Below are 22741 nucleotides of genomic sequence, written 5' to 3'. Positions count from 1 at the left end.
GAGTTGTCTCCCAGCCGAGGTTTGCTGTTCGAAAACTCACTGAGTAGCCAGGGCCGGAAGCTGCACCTTCCTGACGGGCGGCGGATTCCATTTTCCGATCAGCGCTTCGGATTTCGGAGCGTACATGCGCATCGTCAGAGTGAACGCTCCCTTCGGTGTAGGCAGCCAGTTGGCCTCCTTATCCGGACCGGGGGACTCGTTTTGAATGTAGAGATCAAGCGAGCCATCTGCGTTGTCTTTGAACGGCATCCAGCTACTGAGTGCGAAACGTTCGAGGCTGTTGCCAACCTGAAATCCGGCTGCGTCGTACAGCGTGATCGACCAGAAAGCGTTGACGGGCGGCATGGCATTCTTTTCGAACGCTATCGTGTATTTATTCGCGCCATCGAGCGGCTGCCCTGACTCGTCGGCGAGATTGAGAGGGTAGATGGCATCTTCCGGCAGATTCGCGCCAAGGCCTTGCTGCGCAACAATGGCCCGCTTCAAATAGTAGTTGCCGTATACTCCCATCGTATCGGTATTCATCGACCAGCCGTTCTCTACCCTCGCCAACGTCGCCAGCTTCCATTCCATCAGTCTCTGGGCGACTTGCGGCGCGCTCTCCAAGGCTTTCTGTACGGTCGGATCGAGCTTGCTCATGTCAAAGCTCTTGCCGGGTTCGATGCCGATCTTCTTCATCTCCGCGAGGATCGGTTGATCGGTCAGGTGGGGCGGCTCGACCTTGAGCAGTTCGGCGGCATATGCGAAATACTTGCCAGCGTCCATCGTATCGACCTGGATCTTTGGCGGTGTCTTCATGTCGACGCTGGGATCGATTTTAACCTCAACCGGCTTCGCTGACTTGCCCCAGTCCGATAGGAGCGTAACCTTGTACCCCGCTTGGATCTTGTGTACGGCATCGTAGTCAGCCGGGCCGTCGGTCTTTGTCCGACCGATAACCCAGACATGCGTCGTCGGCGCTTCAATTCGCTGGGTGTTCTCGGGGAGCTTGAACTCCTCAATGAACTTGTCGCGCAAGTCGGGTCTCCAGCCCGGCGGCGTGACAAGGAATGTCCCTGCGGTTGTGCCCGTGGTCCGCCAACCCGGCGACGCAAAAACATCCGTCCACATGTCCAGCATCGGAAGCAGGTAATAGCGTCCGTCGGTATCCGGAGCACTGATGACTACGGGCTCCTTCGTCATGTCGAGCCACGCGGAGGAATACAGCGTGTCGAAGTTTGGGCGGACCACACCCTTGAAATCCGCCGGAGGATACTCGGGAACGTTGGTGAAGACGTTCATCGGACCCTTCCCGAATTCCTTGCCGGGTTCGACGTTGGTGAATGTCTTTCGGCTGATGTCCATGGACAACAGCGGGTAGAAATACACATAGGCGTCCACGGCAATAGAGTGCGCCTCTGCCTCGGTAAGAGCGGGCTGCGCGGCCTGAGCCATCGCTGACTGCCCTAAAACTAGTCCTAGGGACAGACCGATCACGTGCCTGTTCATGGTGTTCTCCCGTTGCTTTATTTAACGGCTCACGTGGGTGATGCCCGCCCGAGGCAGCCTTTTCGCAAAGCTCCGTAGTAGCAAGTACGTTACGGTAACTTACGGCGTTCGCCCCCTCCTTGGCGGCCCATCGTCCTGCGGGGCCGGAGTATCATGAATGCTCTGGACGACTGAGGGTGGAGCGTACTTTGGCTCAGCGACCACTGGTTAGCGTGTACGTTTTCAGGAATGCGCGAAAGAGCCCCCTCATCGTGTTAGCGCGATGTGTGTCGCCTGCGCCTTAAAGGGCTTGCCCTGTCGCGTCATGGCGGTGTTAAAACAGAGCGTTCGCCGTGGGAAAGTTCTACGAGATCTTCTTTCTGCGCGGGAGAAAGCACCGGGCATCCGACGCTTTCAGCCTAGAGGTATCATGCAGTCCAGCTTCTGGGCGATGCTGGGCGCCGCCGACGCCTTGTCCCATGCCGCAGCGACAGCAGAAATCACCGCTCAGCAGGCGCAAGACGAACTCTTTGAGATCATCGTGGCCATGGTCAGCAGGACACCAGGAAGCGCGCAACGAGTTGATTTCCAAGTAACGTTGGAAACCAAATCCCTTCTGCCGTCCCGATTACTCCGACACTGAGCCGCGCTGCACGACACCCAAGGCTATAGCGAGCCAAAACACTCAAGGGCAGAACAAATCTATCGATACGCATCGGGAGATTGGCACAGCATATCGGCTGGCGCCGAGCGACTACCCCTCTGCACCCGCCCGCGCATACCGTCCCGGCGCCTGTCCAACGTGCCGGCTGAAGGCGGTGCTGAAGGTGCTGGCCGAGCCGTAGCCGACCCGTTCGGCGACATCGGCGATTTCGGCGTTGTGGCTGCGCAGCAGGTCCTTTGCCATCGCCATGCGCCAGGCGAGCAGGTATTCCATCGGCGCCAGGCCAACATTGCGCGTGAACCTTTCGAAGAACGCCGAACGAGAGAGCCCGGCCGCCTTCGCAAGCTCGGCCACTGTCCAGGAGCGCGCCGGGTTGCCGTGCATCACCCTGATCGCTTCCGCCAGCCGTTGATCGGCGAGCCCGCGCAACAATCCCGGCGGAGCGTCCGGCCGCTGGGTCAGCCGCAGCGCCTCGATGAGCAGCACTTCGACCAGGCGCGCCAGTACCAGATCGCGACCGGCGCGCTGTTCGGCGGCTTCTTCTGTCAACAGCCGAACCAGGATCGAAAGTCGCTCGGCGCCGCGCACATGCACCTGCGCCGGCAGCAGCGACACCAGCAATCCCGCATCCTCCGTTGCAAAGACGAAGTAGCCGCCGAGCAGCCGCACGCTTGGCGGTCCATCGAGGTCGCCGTGGCGAACCTCGTCGCCCGGATCAGGTGTTGCCTTCGGGTCGATGAATTCAGGGGTAACCGGCTCGAAGCCCGACATGGTGAAGCCCGGCGTTGTCGGCAGCAGGACGAAATCGCCCGCCTCAAGCGCCAGCACGTCCTGACCGTCGACCGCCAGACGGCAGGCACCTTCGAGAACGGTGCAGAAGCCGGGATGACCGAAATCGGAATAACGCACGCCCCAGCGGCCGGCACCGCTGATGCTTTTCGTAAACACTGCGCGGGGTCGCAGCAGCGTGATGATTTCCGAGAGTGGATCGATCATTTCCGGACTATCGCAAATCAAATACGGACTTTCAATTATATATCGTCCGGTTTTCGCTCGGTATCATGACACCATCTGAACCGAACAAGGAAATTGTCATGAAAACCGTATTGATCACTGGCTGCTCGTCCGGCTACGGCCTCGAAACCGCCCGCCTCTTTCACGCCAACGGCTGGAACGTGGTCGCGACCATGCGCACGCCGCGCGAGGATATCCTGCCCCGGTCGGAGCGCATGCGTATCGTGCAGCTTGACGTCACCGACCCCGACAGCATTTCGGTGGCACTGGAGGTAAGCGGTCCGATTGATGCGCTCGTCAACAATGCCGGTATCGGCGTGGTCGGGGCTTTCGAGGCAACGCCGATGGCTCATGTGCGGAAGATCTTCGAGACCAACACGTTCGGCGTCATGGCAATGACACAGGCGGTGATCCCGCAATTGCGCCGCAGGCGGTCCGGCGTCGTGGTCAATGTGACATCAAGCGTGACGCTCGCCGCCATGCCTCTTGCCGCCGCCTATACCGCCAGCAAGACGGCAATCGAGGGGTTTACCGGGTCGCTTACCCACGAGCTTCGCGCCTTCGGCGTGCGCGCCAAACTGGTCGAGCCCGGCTACGCTCCGAGCACGCGGTTTTCGCAAAATGTCGGCGTGCGCATCGAAGATCTGATCCCTGAAACCTATGCGGCCTTCGCGCAGCCGATCTTTGCCGCTTTTGCAAACCCGGCCCTGATTACCACGGAGAGCGATGTGGCGGACGCGGTATGGCGCGCTGCAAATGATACGTCGGAACAGCTGCATTTCCCGGCGGGGGCCGACGCCGTGGCTTTGGCGCGCGCGAGCTGAAACCGAGGGCGGCGTCATCCGCCGACAGCGCCATCAGGCCAATGGCAAGCCCGCGGCATGCACGCGATCGACAAGCGCTTCGGTGATCGTCCGATCCCTAAAGAACTCCTGGGTGCGGATATAGCCGGCCGTCAGTTTTGGATCGAGCGCCTGGATCTGCGCCACCAACTGGCGCGCCCGGTCAATATCGCCGCGCGCCATCCGCGCGGCGATACGATAGATCAGCGTGCGCCGGGTCTGATAGGGAAGCGCCCGCGCCACGGCAAAAAGCTCGTCATGCCGGCCGAGCACATAGAGCGAGGCGACGCGCTCCTCTACAATCCACACCGGTAGAAACGGGTCCAGCATCTCCGCCCGGTCGAGCAGCTCGAGCGCCCGCTCCGCCTCGTTCGCATAGGTGTAGAAAGCCGCACAACGGCCCGCGATGTAGGCATCGTTGGGCGCCAGGTCTATCGCCCGCTCGTGATGATGCCGCGATGCCGCGAAGTCGCCTTCCATGCACTTGATCGCACCCATGATGCGATGGGAGTCCGGGTCGGTAGGATCGAGATCGAGCGCGTGTGCGACCTGCTGCTCGCCGGCCGAAAGGTCGAAATCGGGCAGGTTGCTCCAGGCGCACACATGCATGGCGACCGGCCGTCCGAAGGTTGGATCCGCATCCATCGAGCGCTCGAACCAGTGCATGGCTTCGCCGATATGCCGATCGGCGACACCGATCAGGCGATGGTGGTCGAGGCCAAGCAGGTAGTACTCGTAGGCCGACATGTTGTCCGGCCGCTTCAGCCGCGCGGCGACCAGCTCCGCCTGCTCTATCCGTCCTGCCACTGTTGCGGCGATGCGGGCGGTCACCTCGTCGATGATGGCAAGCAGCTCCTCGAACGGCCGCTCGATCCGGTCGGACCAGACCAGATGCCCGTGGGTCGTCTCGCACAGCGACACGTTGAGCCGCACGAGGCTACCCAGTTTGCGCACGGAGCCCGAAACGACATAGCGCACCCCCAGTGCCCTCCCCACCTCGACGGGATCACGGATGGCAAGGACCACGGAGGCCGACCGCGAGCTGACGAACAGGCTCTTCAGCCGGCCGAGCTCCAGCGTGAGGTCGTCGGTCAGCCCCTCCGTCAGGAAGGACTGGTCGTCTTGACCGGCAGCGAAGGCGACGAAGGGCGTGACGATCACCGAATTGGGCCGCATCGCGGCCGGCGGCGCCTCGCGCGTCGGCGCCGAGAGAAACCGATGCCTGTCGATCGTCGTCCCGACCCGATAGACACGCATCGGCTCGCTGACACCCTTGAAGCGACGCTCGCCGATCTCTTCGAAGGCGCAGGGCGAGACCCGCCGCACCTGCTCGTACAGAGCTTGGGAAACTTCGATTTCGCCGGCGGCAGCACTCGATTGCAGCCTGGCGGCGAGATTGACACCGTTGCCCCTGAGGTCGTCGCCGACGGCAAGCACATCGGCAAGATGCAACCCGAAGCGCATGTGGTTGGGCGTGGCATCGGGGATGGCCGCAAGCGAGCTGCGCGCCTCCATGGCTGCGCGAAGGGCGTTGACCGGGCTCGTGAACTCCGCAAGCACGGCATCGCCGGCGGTGTTGAAGACCCGGCCATCATGGCGCGCGACCGTGTCGCCCACGGCCTTCAGGCACGCAGAGACGCATTCGACGGCTTCTTCCTCATGGGATTCCATCGCCGCGGTCGACCCGACGAAATCCGCCACCATGATCGCAACCAGCTTGCGCTGCATCTCCATCGCCTCGCCGACACTCGGCCGCCAGCGCGAGAGGATAGCACAATGCAAGGGATCAGGCAGCAGACGCTATTTTAGCAATCGCTTCATATATAGGTGAATGCCTGGTCGCGCGCCGACATCTGGGCGACAGGCAACGGCCAGCCGATCGCCAGCTTCGGATCGAACGCATTGAGCCCGCCCTCCGCCTCCGGCGCATAGGGTTTGTCATGCAGGTAGATCAGTTCGCAGTCTTCGCAGAGCGTCTGAAATCCATGCGCAAATCCACCGGGGATCATCATCGATCGCGCGTTCTCTGCGCTCAGAACCTCGCCGTGCCATTGCAGGTAGGTGGGCGAACCCGGGCGCAGATCGACGGCGACATCGAAGACGGAGCCGGCGAGACAGGACACGAACTTGGCCTCGTCATGCGGCGCACGCTGAAAATGCATCCCACGGATCGTGCCCTTGAGGTGCGTCATCGTGTGGTTGATCTGGGCGATCGTGCCATCGGCGCCGAAATCGGCAAGCTCTTCGCGGCAAAAGAAGCGCGAGAGGAACCCGCGCTCGTCGCCAAAGCGCTGACGCTCGATGACCAAAAGATCGGGGATAGGTGTGGCGATACGATTGAAACGCGACATCGGCTTTCTCGTGGAACGGGTCGGTGGGCAGAACAAGGGTCGTGTTCCAGCCCGCAGATATTGACGGCCAACAAATTCTCAGGACATAAGACGCGCGGAAATGCAAGCACGGACAAGCGTAGTGTGACCCTGCAGGGTGCGACTGGTGCAGGCCGTGCACAGCGAACGGCTTGAACAATGATCGAGGCACACCTCACGGCGCGGATAAGCGACCTGGCTGATTTGGAAGCCTCCGTGCGCGGTTCGAAATACGTGATCGGCGAGAACTCGGTCATCGACAGTTTCGTGAAGTTCAAGCCGGCCGGCGGCAGTGGCGACATCGTGATCGGCCGCAACTGCACGATCAACAGTGGATGCGTTTTCTACAGCGGTCACGGCATCACCATCGGCGACAATGTCTTGATCGCCGCGAATTGTACGCTTGCACCCGTCAATCACGAATTCCGCGACAAGAGCCGCCCGATACGTGAGCAGGGCTTCCAGGAAAGCAGAGGCGGTATCGTCATCGAGGACGATGTCTGGCTTGGGGCCAATTGTGTGCTTCTCGATGGAACTATCCTGCGCAAGGGCTGCGTGATCGCGGCAGGCAGCATCGTGCGCGGCACGGTCGAGGCCTATTCGATCACCGGCGGGAATCCATTGAGAACCCTGGGATATCGATCTTGAGATTTACCCTGCTCGGCGCCCGCGGCTTTGTCGGGCGCCACCTGTTGACCTATCTGACGTCACTCGGCCACGAAGTGATCGCCCCTGCACGCGACGCCCGCCTGACCGAGGCCTGCCATGGCACGCATGTGATCTACGCCATAGGGCTTACGGCCGACTTTCGGCAGAGACCTTTCGATACGATCGAGGCGCATGTCAGCTTGGCCGCCGAACTGCTGCGAGACTGCGACTTCACGTCGTTTCTCTATTTGTCGTCGACGCGGGTCTATGCCGGCAGCACGAACACGGACGAATTGGCAGCTTTGACCGTTCGCCCCGGCAACCCATCGGATCTGTACAATCTCTCCAAGCTTTCAGGTGAGGCAATCTGCAATGCGTCCGGCAGGCCGAATGTGCGCATCGCCCGCCTGTCCAACGTCGTCGGGCCGGCATCGGCCACATCGGAGAGTTTCATCGGCGATCTCTGTCGGGAAGCAGCGGCCGGTCACATCACGCTGCGGAGCAGTATGGCGTCGGCCAAGGACTATATCTGGATCGACGACGCGGTTAAACTCTTGACGCAAATTGCCGAAAATGGACAGGAAACGATCTACAACGTGGCGAGCGGTCAACAGACCAGCAATGCTGACTGGGTGACTGGGCTCGCTCGCCACACGGGCTGCCGGGTTGACGTCGCCGACCATGCTCCGACAATCACATTCCCACCGATAGACATCGACCGCATACGGGCCGAGTTCGCGTTTAAACCAGAGCGCGTTATCGACAGAATTGCGGACATACTCTCGTTTGCCCCTTAAAACACGCTGGCGATCCTCAGCATCGACCGAAAGGACTTCGGATGGACCCGATCAAGCAATTCTCCGCAGAGCGCATGGCTGCCATTGCCGGCTACGGCACCGACGAGGCGTTCACCGCGCTGTCGTCGCAATGGCGGCAGATGTCCATGGACAAACGCTACGTCTACAATTTCGACTGGATGGGGCGCCCGATCATCCAGTATCCGCAGGACATCCAGGCGATGCAGGAACTGGTCTGGGCGACAAAGCCGGACCTGATCATCGAGACCGGTATCGCGCATGGCGGCTCGATCGTTCTGAGCGCCTCGCTGCTGGCGATGCTGGATATGTGCGATGCGATCGAAAAAGGCGTCACGATCGATCCGAAGGTCTCGAACCGCAAGGTGATCGGCATCGATATCGACATCCGCAAGCACAATCGCAAGGCCATTGAAGAGCATCCAATGGCGTCGAGAATCCAGCTGATCGAAGGTTCCTCGATCGCCAAGGACGTCGTTGACCGGGTTCAACAGGCGGCGCAGGGATACGAACGGGTAATGGTGTGCCTCGACTCCATGCACACGCACGATCACGTGCTCGCCGAACTGGAAGCCTATGCCCCCCTCGTCACCTCGGGATGCTACTGCGTGGTGTTCGATACATTCGTCGAGGACCTCCCACGGGACTTCTTCAATGACCGTCCGTGGAACGTCGGCGACAACCCCAAGACGGCCGTGCGCGCCTATCTGGCGGACCATCCCGAATTCAGCGTCAATGGCGAAATTGACGGCAAGCTTCTGGTGACCGTGGCTCCGGAGGGCTTTCTTCTCAGGGCCTAGCAGCCCGTTGGAGAACCCACTCGTCAGCGTATCGATCGAAAGTGTGCGTCAAAAAAAGCGATTTCTCGCTGCCAATAAACCGAAATTGCGTAAGCGATTGCAGATGTAGATCGGGCAAGCGGCTGCTGATATAGAGGGGCCGTCCGCGGCAGATAGCGCTATTGGAGCAATCCTTCACGGTATTATATCGTAAACTGCGTCAAGGGGCAGTCGTATGAAAGTTGTCATTCTTGCGGGTGGCTACGGGACCCGCATCTCGGAAGAGAGCCATCTGCGCCCGAAGCCGATGATCGAGATCGGCGGGCGGCCGATCCTCTGGCACATCATGAAGATCTATAGCCACTATGGCTTCTCGGACTTCGTCATCTGCCTCGGTTACCGTGGCTATATGATCAAGGAGTACTTCTCCAACTACATCCTCCACTCATCCGACGTGACCTATGACATGGCGACGGGTGAAACGCTGTTTCACTCCAACAAGGCTGAACCTTGGCGCGTGACACTGGTAGATACGGGCACGGAATCGATGACCGGTGGACGGCTGAAGCGCGTGGCGGACCACTTGGGTGATACGTTCTGCCTGACCTATGGGGACGGCGTTGCCGATGTCGATATCAAGGCGCTGACCGACTTTCATCTTCGCCACGGCAGAGAAGCAACGGTTACCAGCGTCATGCCGCCGGGGCGTTACGGTGCGCTGGCGACCCATGACGGCGAGGTGCGAAGCTTCACGGAAAAGCCGGCCGGCGACAACGGCCGCATCAATGGCGGCTTCTTCGTGCTGAACCGAAGCGTTCTCGATCGCATCGAGGGCGACAGCACGTCCTTCGAGGGCAAGCCACTGGAGGGCCTTGCCAGAGACCGGCAACTGATGGCCTTCCCCCACGATGGCTTCTGGCGACCGATGGATACCCTGCGCGACAAGACCCAACTCGAAGAGCTCTGGCAGCAGGGCTCGGCGCCGTGGAAAATCTGGGCATGAGCCGCCTGGCAAACCGGAACTTCTGGGCGGGCAAGCGCATCTTTCTAACCGGGCATACCGGGTTCAAGGGAAGCTGGGCGCAGCTGTGGCTCAGGCAAATGGGTGCCGACGTCACCGGCTATGCGCTGGCGCCGCTCGCCGAGCCGTCGTTGCACACCCTTTTGCGACAGGCTGACGGCAAGGAGCATCTCGGCGACATCCGCAACGCCGATGCGCTCGCGGCCGCGGTGCAAAAGAGCAATCCCGAGATCATCCTGCACATGGCGGCACAGCCGCTGGTGCGAGAAAGCTACAGAACCCCTGCCGAAACATTCGATGTCAATGTCATGGGCACCGTGCGCCTGCTCGAGGCAGCACGCATTGCTCCGGCATTGAAGGCAATCGTCGTGGTCACGACCGACAAGGTCTACCGCAACGACGAAAGCGGAAGGCACTTTCCCGAAGATGCGACGCTCGGCGGGCACGATCCCTATTCCGGCTCCAAGGCCGCCTGTGAACTGGTCGTCTCGACCTGGCGTGATGCCTTCCTGCGTGAGCGCGGCATCCGGGTAGCGACAGCACGCGGCGGCAACGTGCTCGGTGGCGGCGATTTTTCGACCGACCGACTGGTGCCCGACATTGTCCGCGCTGCTCTGTCCGGCAAGGCGCTCGATATTCGCAGCCCCATGGCGACGAGGCCGTGGCAGCATGTGCTTGACTGCCTCAACGGCTATTTCGTCTATGCCGAAGCGCTCTATGCCGGCGAGACTGCCGTTGATGCCCTGAACTTCGGCCCCTCGCCTGCCGAGCGTCAGATCCCCGTCCGTGACGTCGCCTCAGCGGTCCAGGCCGCGATGGGCCTGCCGCCGCAATGGCGCGATGTTTCCTCGACCGACCAGCCGCGGGAAATGCAGACGCTCGGGCTCGATCCGGCGCTTGCCGCCATGACTCTCTCTTGGGCCTCCCGACTTTCGCAAGACGAAGCGATCGCGTGGACGGCAAACTGGTACGACGGTTGGCGCAAGGGCGGCGACGCTCGCGCTCTGACGCTCGACCAGATCGACGCATTCATGAAAGGCTGACGACCCAATGTCCCACAACTGCCGCTTCTGCTCGACCCCGCTTAAGACCGTCGTCGCCGATCTGGGATCGACCCCCTGGTCCAACTCCTTCCTGGAGCCGACCGAGGAAGCGATCGCGCGTGAACGCGCCTTCCCGCTAAAGGCAATGGTCTGTTCCGAGTGCCTGCTCGTTCAGACGACGGAAACCGTGCCGGCCGATGAAATCTTCACCGATGGCTATGCCTATCTCTCCTCCTTTTCGAGCAGCTGGCTCGATCACGCCCGTCGCTACGCCGATGCCATGACCGAGCGCTTCCAGCTCGATGGAGCCTCGCAGGTGGTGGAGATCGCGTCCAATGACGGCTACCTGCTGCAATATTTCGTCGCCAAGGATATTCCGGTTCTGGGCATCGAGCCCGCAGCCAACGCGGCCAAGATCGCCGAGACCCGCAACGTTCCGACCGAGGTCGCCTTTTTCGGCCGGAAGACGGCAACGGACCTGGTTGCCCGCGGCATCCGTGCGGACCTGACTGCCGCCAACAATGTGCTGGCGCACGTGCCCGACATCGCCGATTTCGTCGCCGGCTTTGCAATTCTGCTGAAGCCGGATGGCGTCGCAACATTCGAGTTTCCGCATCTGCTGCGCCTGATGGAAGGCGTCCAGTTCGACACGATCTATCACGAACACTATTCCTATCTCTCACTGGCGGCGGTTGAACGCATTTTTGCAGCATCCGGCCTGAAGGTCTTCGATGTGGAAGAGTTGCCGACCCACGGCGGCTCGCTACGGGTTTTCGCCCAGACCGAAACCGGCACGCGCCCGGCGACGGAGCGCCTGGCATCGATACGTGCGAGCGAAGAGGCCGCTGGCCTCACGCAGATGGAGACCTACGCGAAATTCGATACGCGCATCGCCGCTGTCTGCCAGGGATTCCGTGACTTCCTCGCTCTCGCCAAATCCGAGGGCAAGACGGTCGCTGCCTATGGTGCAGCCGCGAAGGGCAATACCTTCCTCAATGTCTGCGGCGTGAAGCCCGGCGAGATCGCCTTTGCGGTCGATCGCAACGACCTCAAGCAGGGCAAGCTTTTGCCCGGCACCCACATCCCGGTGCATGCGCCGAGCCACCTGGAGGTGGCCAAGCCGGACTATCTCGTTATCCTTCCCTGGAACCTGACCGACGAGATCGTCGCTGACAATGCCACCATCCGCGCCTGGGGCGGTCGTTTCGTCGTCGCCATACCATTCGTCCGCTTGATTTAGGCCAACTCTTCATCAAAATCCGCGATAACGGCGAAGGAAACGGCATCGGGCAGGAGCACAATGTCCAGGATCGATCTTTGCATTGTCGCAACCAGGCGACCGGAGTTGCTTTCAGCAACGCTGAACAGCTTCCGTGAAAAGGTCCTATGCCGTTTTGATGTGGGGATCGCCCATCTCAATCTCGATCCCGTCTTCGGCTCGCCGGAGGATCATGCCGCCTGCGTCGACATCGTTCGCGGCCATTTCCCCGACGCGACGATCTCCGAACCGCAGCATCCGGGTTTTTGCGCCGCAGTCGCAAGAGTATGGGCCGCGACCACGTCGGACTATGTCTTCCATCTGGAAGACGACTGGGTCGCGCTGCGCGACGTGGGCGAGGATCTGCTGGCCCCCTTTGCCGATCCGTCGATCATGCAGGTGTCGTTTCACACCGCCGATCAGAACTGGGATATCCGCCGAAAAGGGCACTTCCATCAGCGAAACGAGTATGGCCGCCTGCTTGGGATCAAGATCCCGCTCTTCCGCACCTTCCCGAAATTCACGACCTCGCCATCTATCCTGCGCGGGACGTTCGCGCGCCGCTGCGCCGAGATGATGGACTTGTCGCGCGACCCGGAGAAGCAGTTCTATTCCGGCGTCAACCCGGCATTGGAAGGCTACGTCGCAGGCTACCGCAACTACATCTTCTCGCCGGAAAGAAAGCCGGTCATTCGCGACATGGGACGCGAGTGGCGCGAGCAGCGCAACATCCGCAAGGTCATTGCCAACGCCACATCGATCTGGGAGAAGGCAAGCTAACGCCTTATTTTTCTTCCAAAATCGGAATCGGTTGCGGGAGAAATCAATGCCACGTGCTTAAAGGCGCCATGGCGTCCATATGTGACGCGCGCTCCTCGTCGCGCGCTGCGCGCCTCAACGAGAGGCCCAACTATTCCAGGGTCCTTGGACCACAGTCGGGCCCTGTCAGGCCCAACTGTGCAACCCTTGAGGTCAGGCAGCGGCACCCTTGCGCTGGAAGCCCTTGCTCGCAACCATCAGGTTGCGCGTGTACTCTTCGCCGATCCGCCCGGCGACAAGATCCGCCGAGGACAGGCGTTCGACCACCCGTCCGTTCTGCATCACCGCCAGGCGGTCGCACATGTGCGTGACGACGCCGAGGTCGTGGCTGACCATGATGAAGGTGAGCTTTCGGTCGCGTCGAACCTGTTCGAGCAGGTTCAGGACCTCGGCCTGCACGGAGGCGTCGAGCGCCGAAGTCGGCTCATCGAGAAGCAGGATCGAGGGCTCGAGGATCAGCGCCCGGGCAATGGCAATGCGCTGGCGCTGGCCGCCGGACAGCTGATGCGGGTAGCGGAAGCGGAAGCCCGAGCCGAGGCCGACTTCATCGAGCGCCTTCAGAATGCGGCGTTCGCCATCGGCAACGCCGTGAATGGCGAGAGGTTCGAGCAATTGGCGGTCGATCGTCTGGCGCGGATGCAGCGAACCATAGGGGTCCTGGAACACCATCTGCACGTCGCGATAAAACGCCTTGTCCCGGCGGTTGCCGATCAGAACCCGGTCATGCACGCGGACCTTGCCTGACGTCACCGGCGCAAGGCCGGCGACCGCGCGAAGCAAGGTCGACTTGCCCGAACCGGATTCACCGACGAGCCCGAAGGATTCACCGGGCGCGACGTCGATGCTGACGTCGTCCAGCGCCTTGAACTCGTCATAGGTGACGACAAGATTTTCGACGGATACGGTGGCGGTCGTCATAGGGCCCACTCCGGTTTGCGATCAAGAACCGGCAGGGGATGGCGATCGGAACCGATGGCCGGCATGCAGTTCAACAGGCCCTGGGTATAGGGATGTTTGGCGTTTGCGAGGTCGGAAGCGGCCAGTTCCTCGACGATCTTTCCGGCATACATGACGATGACGCGGTCGCAGAACGACGACACCAGCCGCAGGTCGTGCGAAACAAAGATCAGGCCCATGCCGCGATCGGCGACCAGCTTGTCGAGGATCGACAACACTTCGAGCTGGACCGTCACGTCGAGCGCCGAAGTCGGTTCGTCGGCGATCAGAAGTTCCGGGCCAGCCACCAGCATCATCGCGATCATCGCGCGCTGCCCCATGCCACCCGAGACTTCGTGCGGGTAGAGATCATAGACGCGCCCGGGATCACGGATCTGCACGGCCTCCAGCATGTCAAGCGCCCGCTCACGCGCTTCCGCGCGGCTGACGCTCTCATGGCGTTTGAGGGTCTCGACAATCTGCCGGCCGATGCTCATCACCGGGTTCAGCGAGTATTTCGGGTCCTGCAGGATCATGGCGATGCGCTTGCCGCGCAAATCCCGACGCACCTTCGGCGCGGCCGAAAGCAGGTCGATGCCTTCGAAGGAAAGCGTCTTGGCCGTGACCCGCGCATGCGCCGGCGTCAGACCCATGATCGCCCGCCCCGTCTGCGACTTGCCGGAGCCGCTCTCGCCGACAATGCCGAGGCGCTCGCGGCCGAGCGTGAACGAGACCCCGCGCACGGCCTCAACCACCCCTGTGCGGGTTGGAAACGAGACCTTCAGGTCGTCAACGGTCAGAAGCGGGTTCATTGTCCGCTCTCCCGCGGGTCGAGCGCGTCGCGCAGGCCGTCGCCAAGCAAGTTGAAGCCGAGGCTGATGATCAGGATCGCGACGCCGGGCATGGTGGCAACCCACCACTGGTCGAGGATGAAGCGGCGACCGGATGCGATCATCGCGCCCCATTCCGGCAGCGGCGGCTGTGCGCCGAGGCCGAGGAAGCCGAGGCCCGCGGCCGTCAGGATGATGCCGGCCATGTCGAGTGTGACGCGCACGATCAGCGACGACATGCACATCGGCATCACATGCCGGAAGACGATGCGGGTCGGCGACGCGCCCATCAGTTGCACCGCGGCGATGTAGTCGGAATTGCGCACCGTCAGCGTCTCGGCGCGCGCAATGCGGGCATAGGGTGGCCAGGAGGTAATGGCGATGGCGATGACGGCATTCTCGATGCCCGGGCCAAGCGCTGCCACGAAAGCGAGAGCCAGAACCAGCTTCGGAAAGGCGAGGAAGATATCGGTGATGCGCATCAGCACCGCATCGACCCATCCGCCGGCATAGCCAGCGACCGCGCCGACGATGAGGCCGACGGGTGCGGCGATGATCGCGACCAAAAGCACGACGGCAAGCGTCAGCCGCGAGCCGTGGATGAGCCGAGAGAGAATGTCTCTTCCGAGATCATCGGTGCCGAGCAGATAACCCTGGGTGCCGGGCGGCAGCAAGCGGGCATTGGCGAGGTCGCCGATATAGGGCGAATGCGGTGCCAGCACGTTGGCGAAAGCGGCGACGAACACCAATGCCAGCAGGATCAACAGGCCGAGAACGGCCAGCTTGTTGGCGGAAAAGCGCTGCCAGGTCATGTAGGCGCGGCCGAGGCGCGCCTGGGTGCGCGATTGCGGCCGGTCGGACAACAGCCATTCGCGGCGTGTCATCGGGCGTGTTTCAGTGACGGTGCTCATCGCTGGCGCGTCCTTGGGTCAAGCGTCCGATAGAGAAGATCGGACAGCAGATTGATGCCGATGAAGACCGAACCGATGACGATGGTGCCACCGAGAACGGCATTCATGTCGGCATTCTGCAGCGAATTGGTGATGTAGAGGCCAAGGCCCGGCCAGGCGAAGACGGTTTCGGTCAAGACCGAACCTTCGAGCAGCCCGGCATAGGAAAGCGCAATCACGGTCACGAGCGGCACGGCGGCATTTCGCAGCGCATGGCCCCAGATGATGCGGGATTCCGAGAGCCCCTTGGCGCGGGCGGCAACGATGTATTCCTGCTGCAACTCATTGAGCATGAAGCTGCGCGTCATGCGGCTGATATAGGCCAGCGAGAAATAACCGAGCAGCGATGCCGGCAGGATGATGTGGCGGAAGACGTCCCACAGCACATCCCACTGACGTTGCCAGAGCGCGTCGAACAGGTAGAAGCCGGTGATCGGCGTGAAGGTGTATTCGAAAACGATATCGATACGGCCGGGATAGGCGACCCACTTCAGCCGGGCGTAGAACACGAGGAGCGACAGCAGCGCCAGCCAGAAGATCGGCACGGAATAGCCGACAAGGCCGATAATGCGCACGATCTGGTCGGCGATGCTGCCGCGCTTGACGGCAGCGAGAACACCGAGCGGCACGCCGAAGATGGCGCCGAGCAGGGTGCCGAGCGTCGCAAGCTCCATGGTCGCCGGGAACACGCGGCGGATATCGGTCATCACAGGGTTGGTCGTCAGCACTGAAATACCGAAGTCGCCGGTCAGCGCCTGGCGCACATAGATCAAGAATTGTTGGTACAGGGGCAGGTTCAGCCCCATCGCCTCGCGCGTCCTTTCGACGACATGCGTCGGCGCCCGGTCGCCGAGGACGGCGAGCACCGGGTCGATCGGGATCACCCGGCCGATGAAGAAGGTCACGGCCAGAAGGCCGAGATAGGTGGTGACGACGATCACGAGGAAGCGCAACACGGCGCCCATGATCTTCGCCGGACGGGCGCGTCGGCGCCCGCCCATCCGTTCTGTTCCGCTCATGCTCAAGGGAACTATCCTTTCGGGTTATTCCTTCGAGATGCCAGCAACGAAGTTGGTGTCGAAGCTCGGGCCGAGCTTCAGGCCCTTGACGTTGCCGCGGTAGCCGGCAACTTCGGTCTGCTGGAAGATGATCACGAACGGGCTTTCGCCGAGAACGGTCTTCTGCAGTTCCTTGTAGGTTTCCGCACGCTTGGCGCTGTCACGCTCGAGCAGGGCATCCTTGGTCTTCTTCGTCAGTTCCGGAACGTCCCAGGCATTGCGCCAGGCAAGCGTCTTGTTCTTGCCTTCGTCGGAGTTGTCCGGGTTGCTGGTGAAGGTTTCGGCATTCGAGTTCGGGTCGAAATAGTCCATGCCCCACTGACCGATATACATGTCGTGGTTGCGGGCGCGGTACTTCGTCAGCGTCTGCTTGCCGTCGCCGGGGATGATCTCCAGCTTCACGCCGGCCTGGCCGAGTGTCTGCTGGAAGGATTCGGCAATGCCGGTGACCGGCTGGCCGTTGCGCACGTCCATGGTGACGGTGAAGCCGTCAGCGAGACCGGCCTTGGCCAAGAGTTCCTTCGCCTTGGCGACGTCGAACTTGTAGGGGTTCTCGTCGAGGGCACCCAGCACGCCCTTCGGCAGGAAGCTCTGGTGGATCTCGCCGATGCCCTTGATGATCGTCGAGCCGATCGCATCGTAATCGACCAGATACTTGAAGGCCTCGCGCACCTCGGGCTTGGCAAGGTTGGCATTCTTCTGGTTGAGGCTGATGTAATAGACCGTGCCCTTCGGCGCATTGGTCGTGCCGAGGTCGGCATTCTTCGCAACGGCGTCGAAATCGCCCGGCTCCAGGTTGCGCGCGATGTCGATGTCGCCGGCTTCCAGCGCCAGGCGCTGGCCCGAGCTTTCCTTCATGTGACGATAGATGACGCGGGCGAGCTTGGCCTGTTCGCCATAGTAGTTGTCGTTGCGCTCGAGAACGATGACTTCGTTGGCGCGCCATTCGCGCAGCTTGAACGGACCCGAACCGGCATAGCCGGTCTTCAGCCATTCGTTGCCGAAGTCGTTGTCGTACTTGTAGTCATCCGTTGGCGTGACCGGCTTGACGTTTTCGAGCACCAGCTTCTTGTCGAGCACGGCACCAACGGTCGCCGTCAGGCAGTTCAAGACAAAGCTCGGCGCATAGGGTTGGTCGACGGTGAAGACGAAGGTCGTATCGTCTGCGGCCTTGGCCTTTTCCGTCACGTTGTCGCCGGTAAGGCCGAACTGGGTGAGGATGAAGGCGGGGCTCTTGTCGAGCTTGACAGCGCGCTCGAACGACCAGGCGACATCAGCAGCGGTTACCGGGTTGCCGGAGGCGAACTTCAGGCCGGACTTCAGCTTGAACGTATAGGTCAGACCATCATCGGAAACCGTCCAGCTGTCGGCGAGATCGCCGACAATCTTGGTGGTGTCGTTGATGTCGAGGCGCACCAGCATGCTGTAGGTGTTGCCGGTGATTTCGGCCGCGGTCAGCTCGAAGGCTTCGCCCGGATCCATGGAAATAACGTCGTCGATCGCAAAGGCTTCGACCAGCGTGTCCTTCGGCGTTTCGGCAAAGGCCGGTGCGGTCGCGGCCATCACCATGGCCAGCGCTGCCGAAGCGGTCAGAAGACGAAGACGTCCATTGAGCTTGTGCATCATTTTTTTGCAGTTCCCTCGTTTGTGCCCTTTGGGGGCTCTTCTTCATGGATCAGGCGGCCTCGTGCCAAGCCTGCCCCAGAACTCTCAGCCAGTTCTCCCGGCATATCTTTGCCAGTTCGGCGTCACCATATCCGGCGCCACTAAGCGCGGCAACGAGCTTCTGGCTGCCCGCAGCGTCGGCGATGTCTTCCGGTATCGTCGCGCCGTCGAAGTCCGAACCGAGCCCGACGCAGTCGATGCCCATGCGCTCGACCATGTAGTCGATGTGGCGGACCATATCGGAAAGCGGTGTCGCCGCATTTTCCTGCGCGTCGGCGCGCAGCATCGTGGTTGCGTAGTTGAGGCCGACGAGCCCCTTGCTCTCGCTGACGGCATCCAGCTGCTTGTCTGTGAGATTACGCGCAACCGCCGTCAGTGCATGGGCGTTCGAATGGCTGACAACCAGCGGCTGGTCGCTCGTCTTGGCGACATCCCAGAAGCCCTTCTCGGTGATGTGGGCGAGATCGATCAGGATGCCCAAGCGGTTGCACGCCTTCACCAGTTCGAAGCCGGCCTCGGTCAGGCCAGGCGCCGTATCGGGCGACATCGGGAAGGCAAAGGGCACGCCGTGGGCAAAGACGTTGTGGCGGCTCCACACCGGTCCAAGCGAACGCAGGCCAGCGGCGTAGAAGGTTTCGAGTGCGGACAGATCGGCACCAATGGCTTCGCAGCCTTCCATGTGCAGAACGGATGCAAAAGTGCCCTGCCCGGCTGCATCGCGGATCTCCGCCGTCGACCGGCAAAGCTTCCAGGCACCGGCGCGGTCGAGACGAACCGCAATATCGGCCATCTCGACGGCAACGCCGAGCGACGGCAAATGCTCGAGCGGTGCCGAGAGCGGCGTGACATAGTGGCCGTTCTCGTCCGGCCCCGCCAGCACCAGATCGCCGGAGGGCACGTAGATGGCGCAGAGACCGCCAATGAGACCGCCGGCTTTCGAACGTGGCGCATCGATATGCCCCTTATCGGTACCCTCGACGAACTCGGCAACGGGGTCGCTTCCCTTGCGTGCGTTCTGCCACAGCCGCAGAAGCACGTCATTATGGCCATCGAAAACCGCCTGCATTCCGGATTTCCTTATGTTTTCAGGGAGATCAGATGAGGCATGCGATGCCGCACCGAAAGAAGGAAGATCGGATGCTATTGAAAGGTCAAACCCTTTTCAATGAATATCGAGGGGTTTTACCCAGGGCCGCCTGTCGCGAAATGTTGCATGTTTGCCGCACGTGCGACGCCAGAAAGGTCCCGAACAGGCCGAAAAGCTATTCCGAGGGCAGAAATCCTGCCATTTCTCAGGCAAGAGAATTGCCTGGTCCCGATGACGGATCGGCACGCCGCATGATGCGGCATTGGGGGTTTTGTTGCTGCGTTTGTTCTCTCTGGCTGGCCGACCGGGCCAAATCAGCCGCGTCGCCAGCATATTGTTCCTGGCATCCTTTCTCGCAGCCTGCGCCAGCCGGCCCGTCGGCGTGCTCGTTCCCTCGGGAACGGCCGGCGGCGCTTCGGAGGTCGACCTGCTGGTCGCCACCACCCGCGCGCCCTCTACTGAGCCGGGCGTGCTTTTCAGCGGTGAGCGCTCGGACGAACTCTCATTGACGGAAATCGTCGTCTCGATCCCGCCGGGCAAGAACCGCGAGGTCGGTCAGGTTCAATGGCCGAAGAAACTGCCGGCCAATCCCGAACGCGAGTTTTCAACGGTCAGCGTAACGCCGCTCAAGGGCAAGGATGATGCGCAGTCCTGGCTGAAGGGCAACCTGCCGAAAAGCCGGCGCGTGCTGATCTTCGTTCACGGTTTCAACAACCGTTATGAGGATGCGGTCTATCGTTATGCCCAGATCGTCCACGATTCAGGAACGGACGTCGCGCCGGTGATCTTCACCTGGCCGTCGCGCGCCAGCGTCTTCGACTACAATTACGACAAGGAAAGCACCAACTATTCCCGCGATGCGCTGGAAGATTTGCTGCGCCGCGCTTCCCGCGACCCGAAGGTCGGCGAAATCACCGTCATGGCCCACTCGATGGGATCCTGGGTCACGGTCGAGGCGCTCAGACAGATGGCAATCCGCGACGGCCGCATTGCACCGAAGATTACCGACGTCATTCTCGCCTCGCCGGATCTCGACGTCGACGTGTTCGGCAAGCAGATCCAGGCGATGGGCAAGGCACGGCCGAAATTCACGCTGTTCGTGTCACGCGACGACCGCGCGCTCAACCTCTCGCGCCGGATCTCCGGCAATATCGATCGGCTCGGGCAGATCGACCCGACGGTCGAGCCTTATCGCACCCAGCTGGAACAGGCCGGTATCACCGTTCTCGACCTGACGGCACTCAAGGGCGGCGACAAGCTGAATCATGGAAAATTCGCCGAAAGCCCTGAGGTTGTGCAACTGCTCGGCAACCGGCTGATCGCCGGGCAGACGGTGACCGATTCCGATGTCGGCCTCGGCGAACGCGTCGGCGCGGTGGCGCTGGGCACCGCCCAGACCGTCGGCAGTGCTGCCAGCATCGCGGTGTCCACGCCGATCATGATCTTCGACCCGCGTACCCGCGCCAACTACGGCAATCAGGTCCGTCGTCTTGGCCAATCAGTGGAAAATACCGTCGGCTCGACTGTTGCCCCCTGACGCCATGCCTTGTTGCACGGGCAAAGCCCGGTAGGCTATGATCTCCACGGCAACGGGAAAATGAAATGAATCTCAAGGAGTTCGCAGGCCGGCTGGGGCTATCTCAAACGACGGTCAGCCGCGCGCTCAGCGGCTATCCGGAAGTCAAGAAGGCGACGCGCGAACGGGTGCTGAAGGCGGCGGCCGAACTTGGTTACCGACCGAACACCAGCGCGCTTGGGCTTGCGACCGGACGCGTCGGCACCATCGGCATCGTCTTTCGCGGCGGCGGCGATTTCGGCCCGCACACCAGCGAGTTCATGGGTGGGCTCGGTAGCCGGCTGCAACAGGCCGACGTCGATATCCTGCTTTCAACCGTCGACAGTCGGGAAGCGGAGCTTGCGACCTATCGCCGGCTTGCAGCCAGCAAGCGCGTCGATGCGGTGATCCTGCATTCGCCCGCGGTCGACGATCCCCGCATCGCTCTGCTGACAGACCTGCGGCTGCCCTTCGTCCTGCACGGACGAACCGAGACGGCAGGCAATTTCGCCTTTCTCGACATCGACAATTACGGCGCGATCCGCCAGGCAACCGACCTACTGACCGCGCTCGGTCATCGCCGCATCGCGCTCGTCAACGGCCATCGCGGCTATACCTTTACCGAACACCGCCAGGATGGCTATGCGGCGGCGCTTGGCGCTCGCGGCATCGGCATCGATCCCAACCTGCTCGGCAACGGCGATTTCACCGACGAGATGGGCTTTCGCCTGATGCAGGGGTTTCTGGCTCAGGAGAACCGGCCGACGGCGGTGCTGGCCGGCTCGATGATGTCGGCACTCGGCGCCATGCGGGCAATCCGCAGCGCCGGAATGACGGTCGGCGAACATATCTCGCTGATCGCCCACGACGACGTCTTTCCGTATCTCAGCCCCGAGAACCTGATCCCAACGCTCACCACCACACGCTCGTCAATCCGCGCTGCGGGAACGCGGATCGCCGAAATGGTTCTGGATCTGCTTCAGGGCACGCCGGCCGCCGACCTCAACGAGGTCTGGCCGGTGGAGCTGGTCATGCGCAACTCCACCGCCCCGCCGGCCGGCTGAGGCGTTTATCAGACCGAGAGTTCGCGCCTTTCCGCCTCGGTCTCCATCGCCAGATCGAGCACCTTCTGCAGGTTTGCCGCATGGCGGAAGCCGGGCTCGACCGTCTTGGCATCCCGAACCGCGGCGACGAAGCGCTGGTAGTTGGTCGGCACCGTGCCGGCATCGACATCACGCCAGGTTGCCGTTTCAACATCCGTGCCGAGGCAGGCGCGAAGCGTCGAGCCATCGGGCGTATGAACCACTTCGAGCGCCCCCTTGTCGCCATGCAGCCGCAGCCGCANCCGTTTCAACATCCGTGCCGAGGCAGGCGCGAAGCGTCGAGCCATCGGGCGTATGAACCACTTCGAGCGCCCCCTTGTCGCCATGCAGCCGCAGCCGCAGCTCGTTGAGATGGCCGGTGGCCCAGCGGCTGGCATGGATCACGCCCATGGCGCCGTTGCCGAACTCGGCCGTCATGACGAAGCTGTCATTGGCGTCGAGGTCATATTCGCCGATGCGGTTTCCCGGCGCCTTGTCGAAGGTCTTCAGCCGCGCGAAGATCCGCTCGGCCTCGGTGCCGGCGCCATAACCGGCAAAATCGAGGATATGGATGCCGACATCGCCCAGCACACCGTTCGAGCCGTGTTTGGTCGACAGCCGCCAGAGCCATTGCGATTCCGTCGCCCAGTCGCCCCACGCCTTGGAGACGAGCCAGCTCTGCAGATAGGACGCCTCCAGATGACGCAGTTTGCCGACGTCGCCGGCCAGCACCATCGCCCGCGCCTTCTGCAGCGGCGCGACGTTGCGATAGGTCAGATTGACCATGGTCACCAGCCCCGATCGCTCCGCGGCATCGGCCATTTCCGCCGCCTTGGCGT

At 61.9% G+C, this 22741-nt stretch carries 21 protein-coding genes and 2 pseudogenes; 11 read left to right on the top strand and 12 right to left on the bottom strand.

All coding sequences use genetic code 11. The features are described from left to right. Positions 1-36: 36 nt before the first annotated feature. Positions 37-1488 (bottom strand): DUF1254 domain-containing protein, encoded by a 1452-nt coding sequence (locus tag ASD02_RS26520; protein ID WP_025428058.1) that lies wholly within the window; start codon positions 1486-1488, stop codon positions 37-39. Positions 1489-1888: 400 nt separating this feature from the next. Between ASD02_RS26520 and ASD02_RS40050 the strand changes: the two are divergent. Next, positions 1889-2110, top strand: a pseudogene (locus ASD02_RS40050) (hypothetical protein); the annotation flags it as partial. Between the two features lie 111 nt (positions 2111-2221). On the opposite strand, the gene ASD02_RS26510 reads toward ASD02_RS40050, so the two are convergent. Further along, positions 2222-3127, bottom strand: coding sequence for an AraC family transcriptional regulator (locus ASD02_RS26510; RefSeq protein ID WP_025428060.1), 906 nt, complete (start codon positions 3125-3127; stop codon positions 2222-2224). Positions 3128-3225: 98 nt separating this feature from the next. Between ASD02_RS26510 and ASD02_RS26505 the strand changes: the two genes are divergently transcribed. Continuing rightward, entirely contained in the window at positions 3226-3969 is a 744-nt protein-coding gene (locus ASD02_RS26505; RefSeq protein ID WP_025428061.1) for an SDR family oxidoreductase, read from the top strand. Between the two features lie 33 nt (positions 3970-4002). On the opposite strand, the gene ASD02_RS26500 is transcribed toward ASD02_RS26505, so the two are convergent. After that, positions 4003-5715 carry an adenylate/guanylate cyclase domain-containing protein gene (locus tag ASD02_RS26500; RefSeq protein ID WP_038577375.1) on the bottom strand — a complete coding sequence of 571 codons (1713 nt, stop codon included), beginning with the start codon at positions 5713-5715 and terminating at the stop codon, positions 4003-4005. 89 nt (positions 5716-5804) lie between these two features. Further along, on the bottom strand, positions 5805-6338 hold the full coding sequence (gene rfbC, locus ASD02_RS26495) for a dTDP-4-dehydrorhamnose 3,5-epimerase (RefSeq protein WP_025428062.1): 534 nt from the start codon (positions 6336-6338) through the stop codon (positions 5805-5807). 234 nt (positions 6339-6572) lie between these two features. Between rfbC and ASD02_RS26490 the strand changes: the two genes are divergently transcribed. From ASD02_RS26490 to ASD02_RS26460, 7 genes are all read left to right on the top strand, one after another. Beyond that, positions 6573-7004, top strand: coding sequence for an acyltransferase (locus ASD02_RS26490; RefSeq protein ID WP_239637559.1), 432 nt, complete (start codon positions 6573-6575; stop codon positions 7002-7004). Further along, positions 7001-7801 (top strand): SDR family oxidoreductase, encoded by an 801-nt coding sequence (locus tag ASD02_RS26485; RefSeq protein ID WP_025428064.1) that lies wholly within the window; start codon positions 7001-7003, stop codon positions 7799-7801. Before ASD02_RS26490 ends, ASD02_RS26485 begins: the two co-directional genes overlap by 4 nt. Before the next feature lie 41 nt (positions 7802-7842). Continuing rightward, entirely contained in the window at positions 7843-8619 is a 777-nt protein-coding gene (locus tag ASD02_RS26480; protein WP_057221387.1) for a cephalosporin hydroxylase family protein, read from the top strand. Positions 8620-8833: 214 nt separating this feature from the next. After that, on the top strand, positions 8834-9601 hold the full coding sequence (gene rfbF / locus ASD02_RS26475) for a glucose-1-phosphate cytidylyltransferase (protein ID WP_025428066.1): 768 nt from the start codon (positions 8834-8836) through the stop codon (positions 9599-9601). After that, on the top strand, positions 9598-10662 hold the full coding sequence (gene rfbG / locus ASD02_RS26470; protein ID WP_025428067.1) for a CDP-glucose 4,6-dehydratase: 1065 nt from the start codon (positions 9598-9600) through the stop codon (positions 10660-10662). Before rfbF ends, rfbG begins: the two co-directional genes overlap by 4 nt. Before the next feature lie 7 nt (positions 10663-10669). Next, entirely contained in the window at positions 10670-11902 is a 1233-nt protein-coding gene (locus tag ASD02_RS26465) for a class I SAM-dependent methyltransferase (RefSeq protein WP_025428068.1), read from the top strand. 60 nt (positions 11903-11962) lie between these two features. After that, positions 11963-12700 carry a hypothetical protein gene (locus ASD02_RS26460; RefSeq protein ID WP_038576354.1) on the top strand — a complete coding sequence of 246 codons (738 nt, stop codon included), beginning with the start codon at positions 11963-11965 and terminating at the stop codon, positions 12698-12700. 192 nt (positions 12701-12892) lie between these two features. Here the strand turns inward: ASD02_RS26460 and ASD02_RS26455 are convergent, their stop codons facing one another. Genes ASD02_RS26455 through ASD02_RS26430 form a run of 6 tightly spaced genes read right to left on the bottom strand, consistent with a single transcriptional unit; the run spans position 12893 to position 19244 of the window. Then, a complete protein-coding gene (locus tag ASD02_RS26455) occupies positions 12893-13657 on the bottom strand; it encodes an ABC transporter ATP-binding protein (protein WP_025428070.1) in 765 nt (254 codons plus the stop codon). Beyond that, a complete protein-coding gene (locus ASD02_RS26450) occupies positions 13654-14487 on the bottom strand; it encodes an ABC transporter ATP-binding protein (protein ID WP_025428071.1) in 834 nt (277 codons plus the stop codon). The genes ASD02_RS26455 and ASD02_RS26450 overlap by 4 nt, the downstream gene beginning before the upstream one ends. Then, positions 14484-15416 carry a nickel transporter permease gene (gene nikC, locus ASD02_RS26445; RefSeq protein WP_057221386.1) on the bottom strand — a complete coding sequence of 311 codons (933 nt, stop codon included), beginning with the start codon at positions 15414-15416 and terminating at the stop codon, positions 14484-14486. Before nikC ends, ASD02_RS26450 begins: the two co-directional genes overlap by 4 nt. Then, entirely contained in the window at positions 15413-16456 is a 1044-nt protein-coding gene (locus ASD02_RS26440; protein WP_025428073.1) for an ABC transporter permease, read from the bottom strand. Before ASD02_RS26440 ends, nikC begins: the two co-directional genes overlap by 4 nt. A 42-nt stretch (positions 16457-16498) precedes the next feature. Further along, positions 16499-18139, bottom strand: coding sequence for an ABC transporter substrate-binding protein (locus ASD02_RS26435; protein ID WP_057205798.1), 1641 nt, complete (start codon positions 18137-18139; stop codon positions 16499-16501). Positions 18140-18188: 49 nt separating this feature from the next. Next, positions 18189-19244 carry a dipeptidase gene (locus tag ASD02_RS26430; protein ID WP_057205801.1) on the bottom strand — a complete coding sequence of 352 codons (1056 nt, stop codon included), beginning with the start codon at positions 19242-19244 and terminating at the stop codon, positions 18189-18191. A 334-nt stretch (positions 19245-19578) separates the two neighbouring features. Between ASD02_RS26430 and ASD02_RS26425 the strand changes: the two genes are divergently transcribed. Both ASD02_RS26425 and ASD02_RS26420 read left to right on the top strand, forming a co-directional pair. Next, positions 19579-20802, top strand: a complete 1224-nt coding sequence (locus ASD02_RS26425) for an alpha/beta hydrolase (RefSeq protein WP_239637579.1) — start codon at positions 19579-19581, stop codon at positions 20800-20802. 65 nt (positions 20803-20867) lie between these two features. After that, positions 20868-21884, top strand: a complete 1017-nt coding sequence (locus tag ASD02_RS26420) for a substrate-binding domain-containing protein (protein ID WP_025428077.1) — start codon at positions 20868-20870, stop codon at positions 21882-21884. Between the two features lie 8 nt (positions 21885-21892). Here the strand turns inward: ASD02_RS26420 and ASD02_RS40045 are convergent. Together ASD02_RS40045 and ASD02_RS26415 are read right to left on the bottom strand one after the other, a co-directional pair. After that, positions 21893-22164: pseudogene (locus ASD02_RS40045) on the bottom strand (gfo/Idh/MocA family oxidoreductase); the annotation flags it as partial. A 1-nt stretch (position 22165) separates the two neighbouring features. Then, a partial coding sequence (locus tag ASD02_RS26415) for a Gfo/Idh/MocA family oxidoreductase (protein ID WP_244494299.1) occupies positions 22166-22741 on the bottom strand: 576 nt, incomplete at both ends.

Source organism: Ensifer sp. Root1252 (genome assembly GCF_001425885.1).
In the GTDB taxonomy this organism is placed as follows: domain Bacteria; phylum Pseudomonadota; class Alphaproteobacteria; order Rhizobiales; family Rhizobiaceae; genus Ensifer; species Ensifer canadensis.
Note: the sequence above shows the minus strand (reverse complement) of the source record. Positions and strands in the feature narration are given on the sequence as shown.

Coding starts and splice junctions, on each gene's coding strand:
- ASD02_RS26520 (WP_025428058.1), bottom strand. CDS start 1,488: ATGAACAGGCACGTGATCGGTCTGTCCCTAGGACTAGTTTTAGGGCAG.
- ASD02_RS26510 (WP_025428060.1), bottom strand. CDS start 3,127: ATGATCGATCCACTCTCGGAAATCATCACGCTGCTGCGACCCCGCGCA.
- ASD02_RS26505 (WP_025428061.1), top strand. CDS start 3,226: ATGAAAACCGTATTGATCACTGGCTGCTCGTCCGGCTACGGCCTCGAA.
- ASD02_RS26500 (WP_038577375.1), bottom strand. CDS start 5,715: ATGCAGCGCAAGCTGGTTGCGATCATGGTGGCGGATTTCGTCGGGTCG.
- rfbC (WP_025428062.1), bottom strand. CDS start 6,338: ATGTCGCGTTTCAATCGTATCGCCACACCTATCCCCGATCTTTTGGTC.
- ASD02_RS26480 (WP_057221387.1), top strand. CDS start 7,843: ATGGACCCGATCAAGCAATTCTCCGCAGAGCGCATGGCTGCCATTGCC.
- rfbF (WP_025428066.1), top strand. CDS start 8,834: ATGAAAGTTGTCATTCTTGCGGGTGGCTACGGGACCCGCATCTCGGAA.
- rfbG (WP_025428067.1), top strand. CDS start 9,598: ATGAGCCGCCTGGCAAACCGGAACTTCTGGGCGGGCAAGCGCATCTTT.
- ASD02_RS26465 (WP_025428068.1), top strand. CDS start 10,670: ATGTCCCACAACTGCCGCTTCTGCTCGACCCCGCTTAAGACCGTCGTC.
- ASD02_RS26460 (WP_038576354.1), top strand. CDS start 11,963: ATGTCCAGGATCGATCTTTGCATTGTCGCAACCAGGCGACCGGAGTTG.
- ASD02_RS26455 (WP_025428070.1), bottom strand. CDS start 13,657: ATGACGACCGCCACCGTATCCGTCGAAAATCTTGTCGTCACCTATGAC.
- ASD02_RS26450 (WP_025428071.1), bottom strand. CDS start 14,487: ATGAACCCGCTTCTGACCGTTGACGACCTGAAGGTCTCGTTTCCAACC.
- nikC (WP_057221386.1), bottom strand. CDS start 15,416: ATGAGCACCGTCACTGAAACACGCCCGATGACACGCCGCGAATGGCTG.
- ASD02_RS26440 (WP_025428073.1), bottom strand. CDS start 16,456: ATGGGCGGGCGCCGACGCGCCCGTCCGGCGAAGATCATGGGCGCCGTG.
- ASD02_RS26435 (WP_057205798.1), bottom strand. CDS start 18,139: ATGATGCACAAGCTCAATGGACGTCTTCGTCTTCTGACCGCTTCGGCA.
- ASD02_RS26430 (WP_057205801.1), bottom strand. CDS start 19,244: ATGCAGGCGGTTTTCGATGGCCATAATGACGTGCTTCTGCGGCTGTGG.
- ASD02_RS26420 (WP_025428077.1), top strand. CDS start 20,868: ATGAATCTCAAGGAGTTCGCAGGCCGGCTGGGGCTATCTCAAACGACG.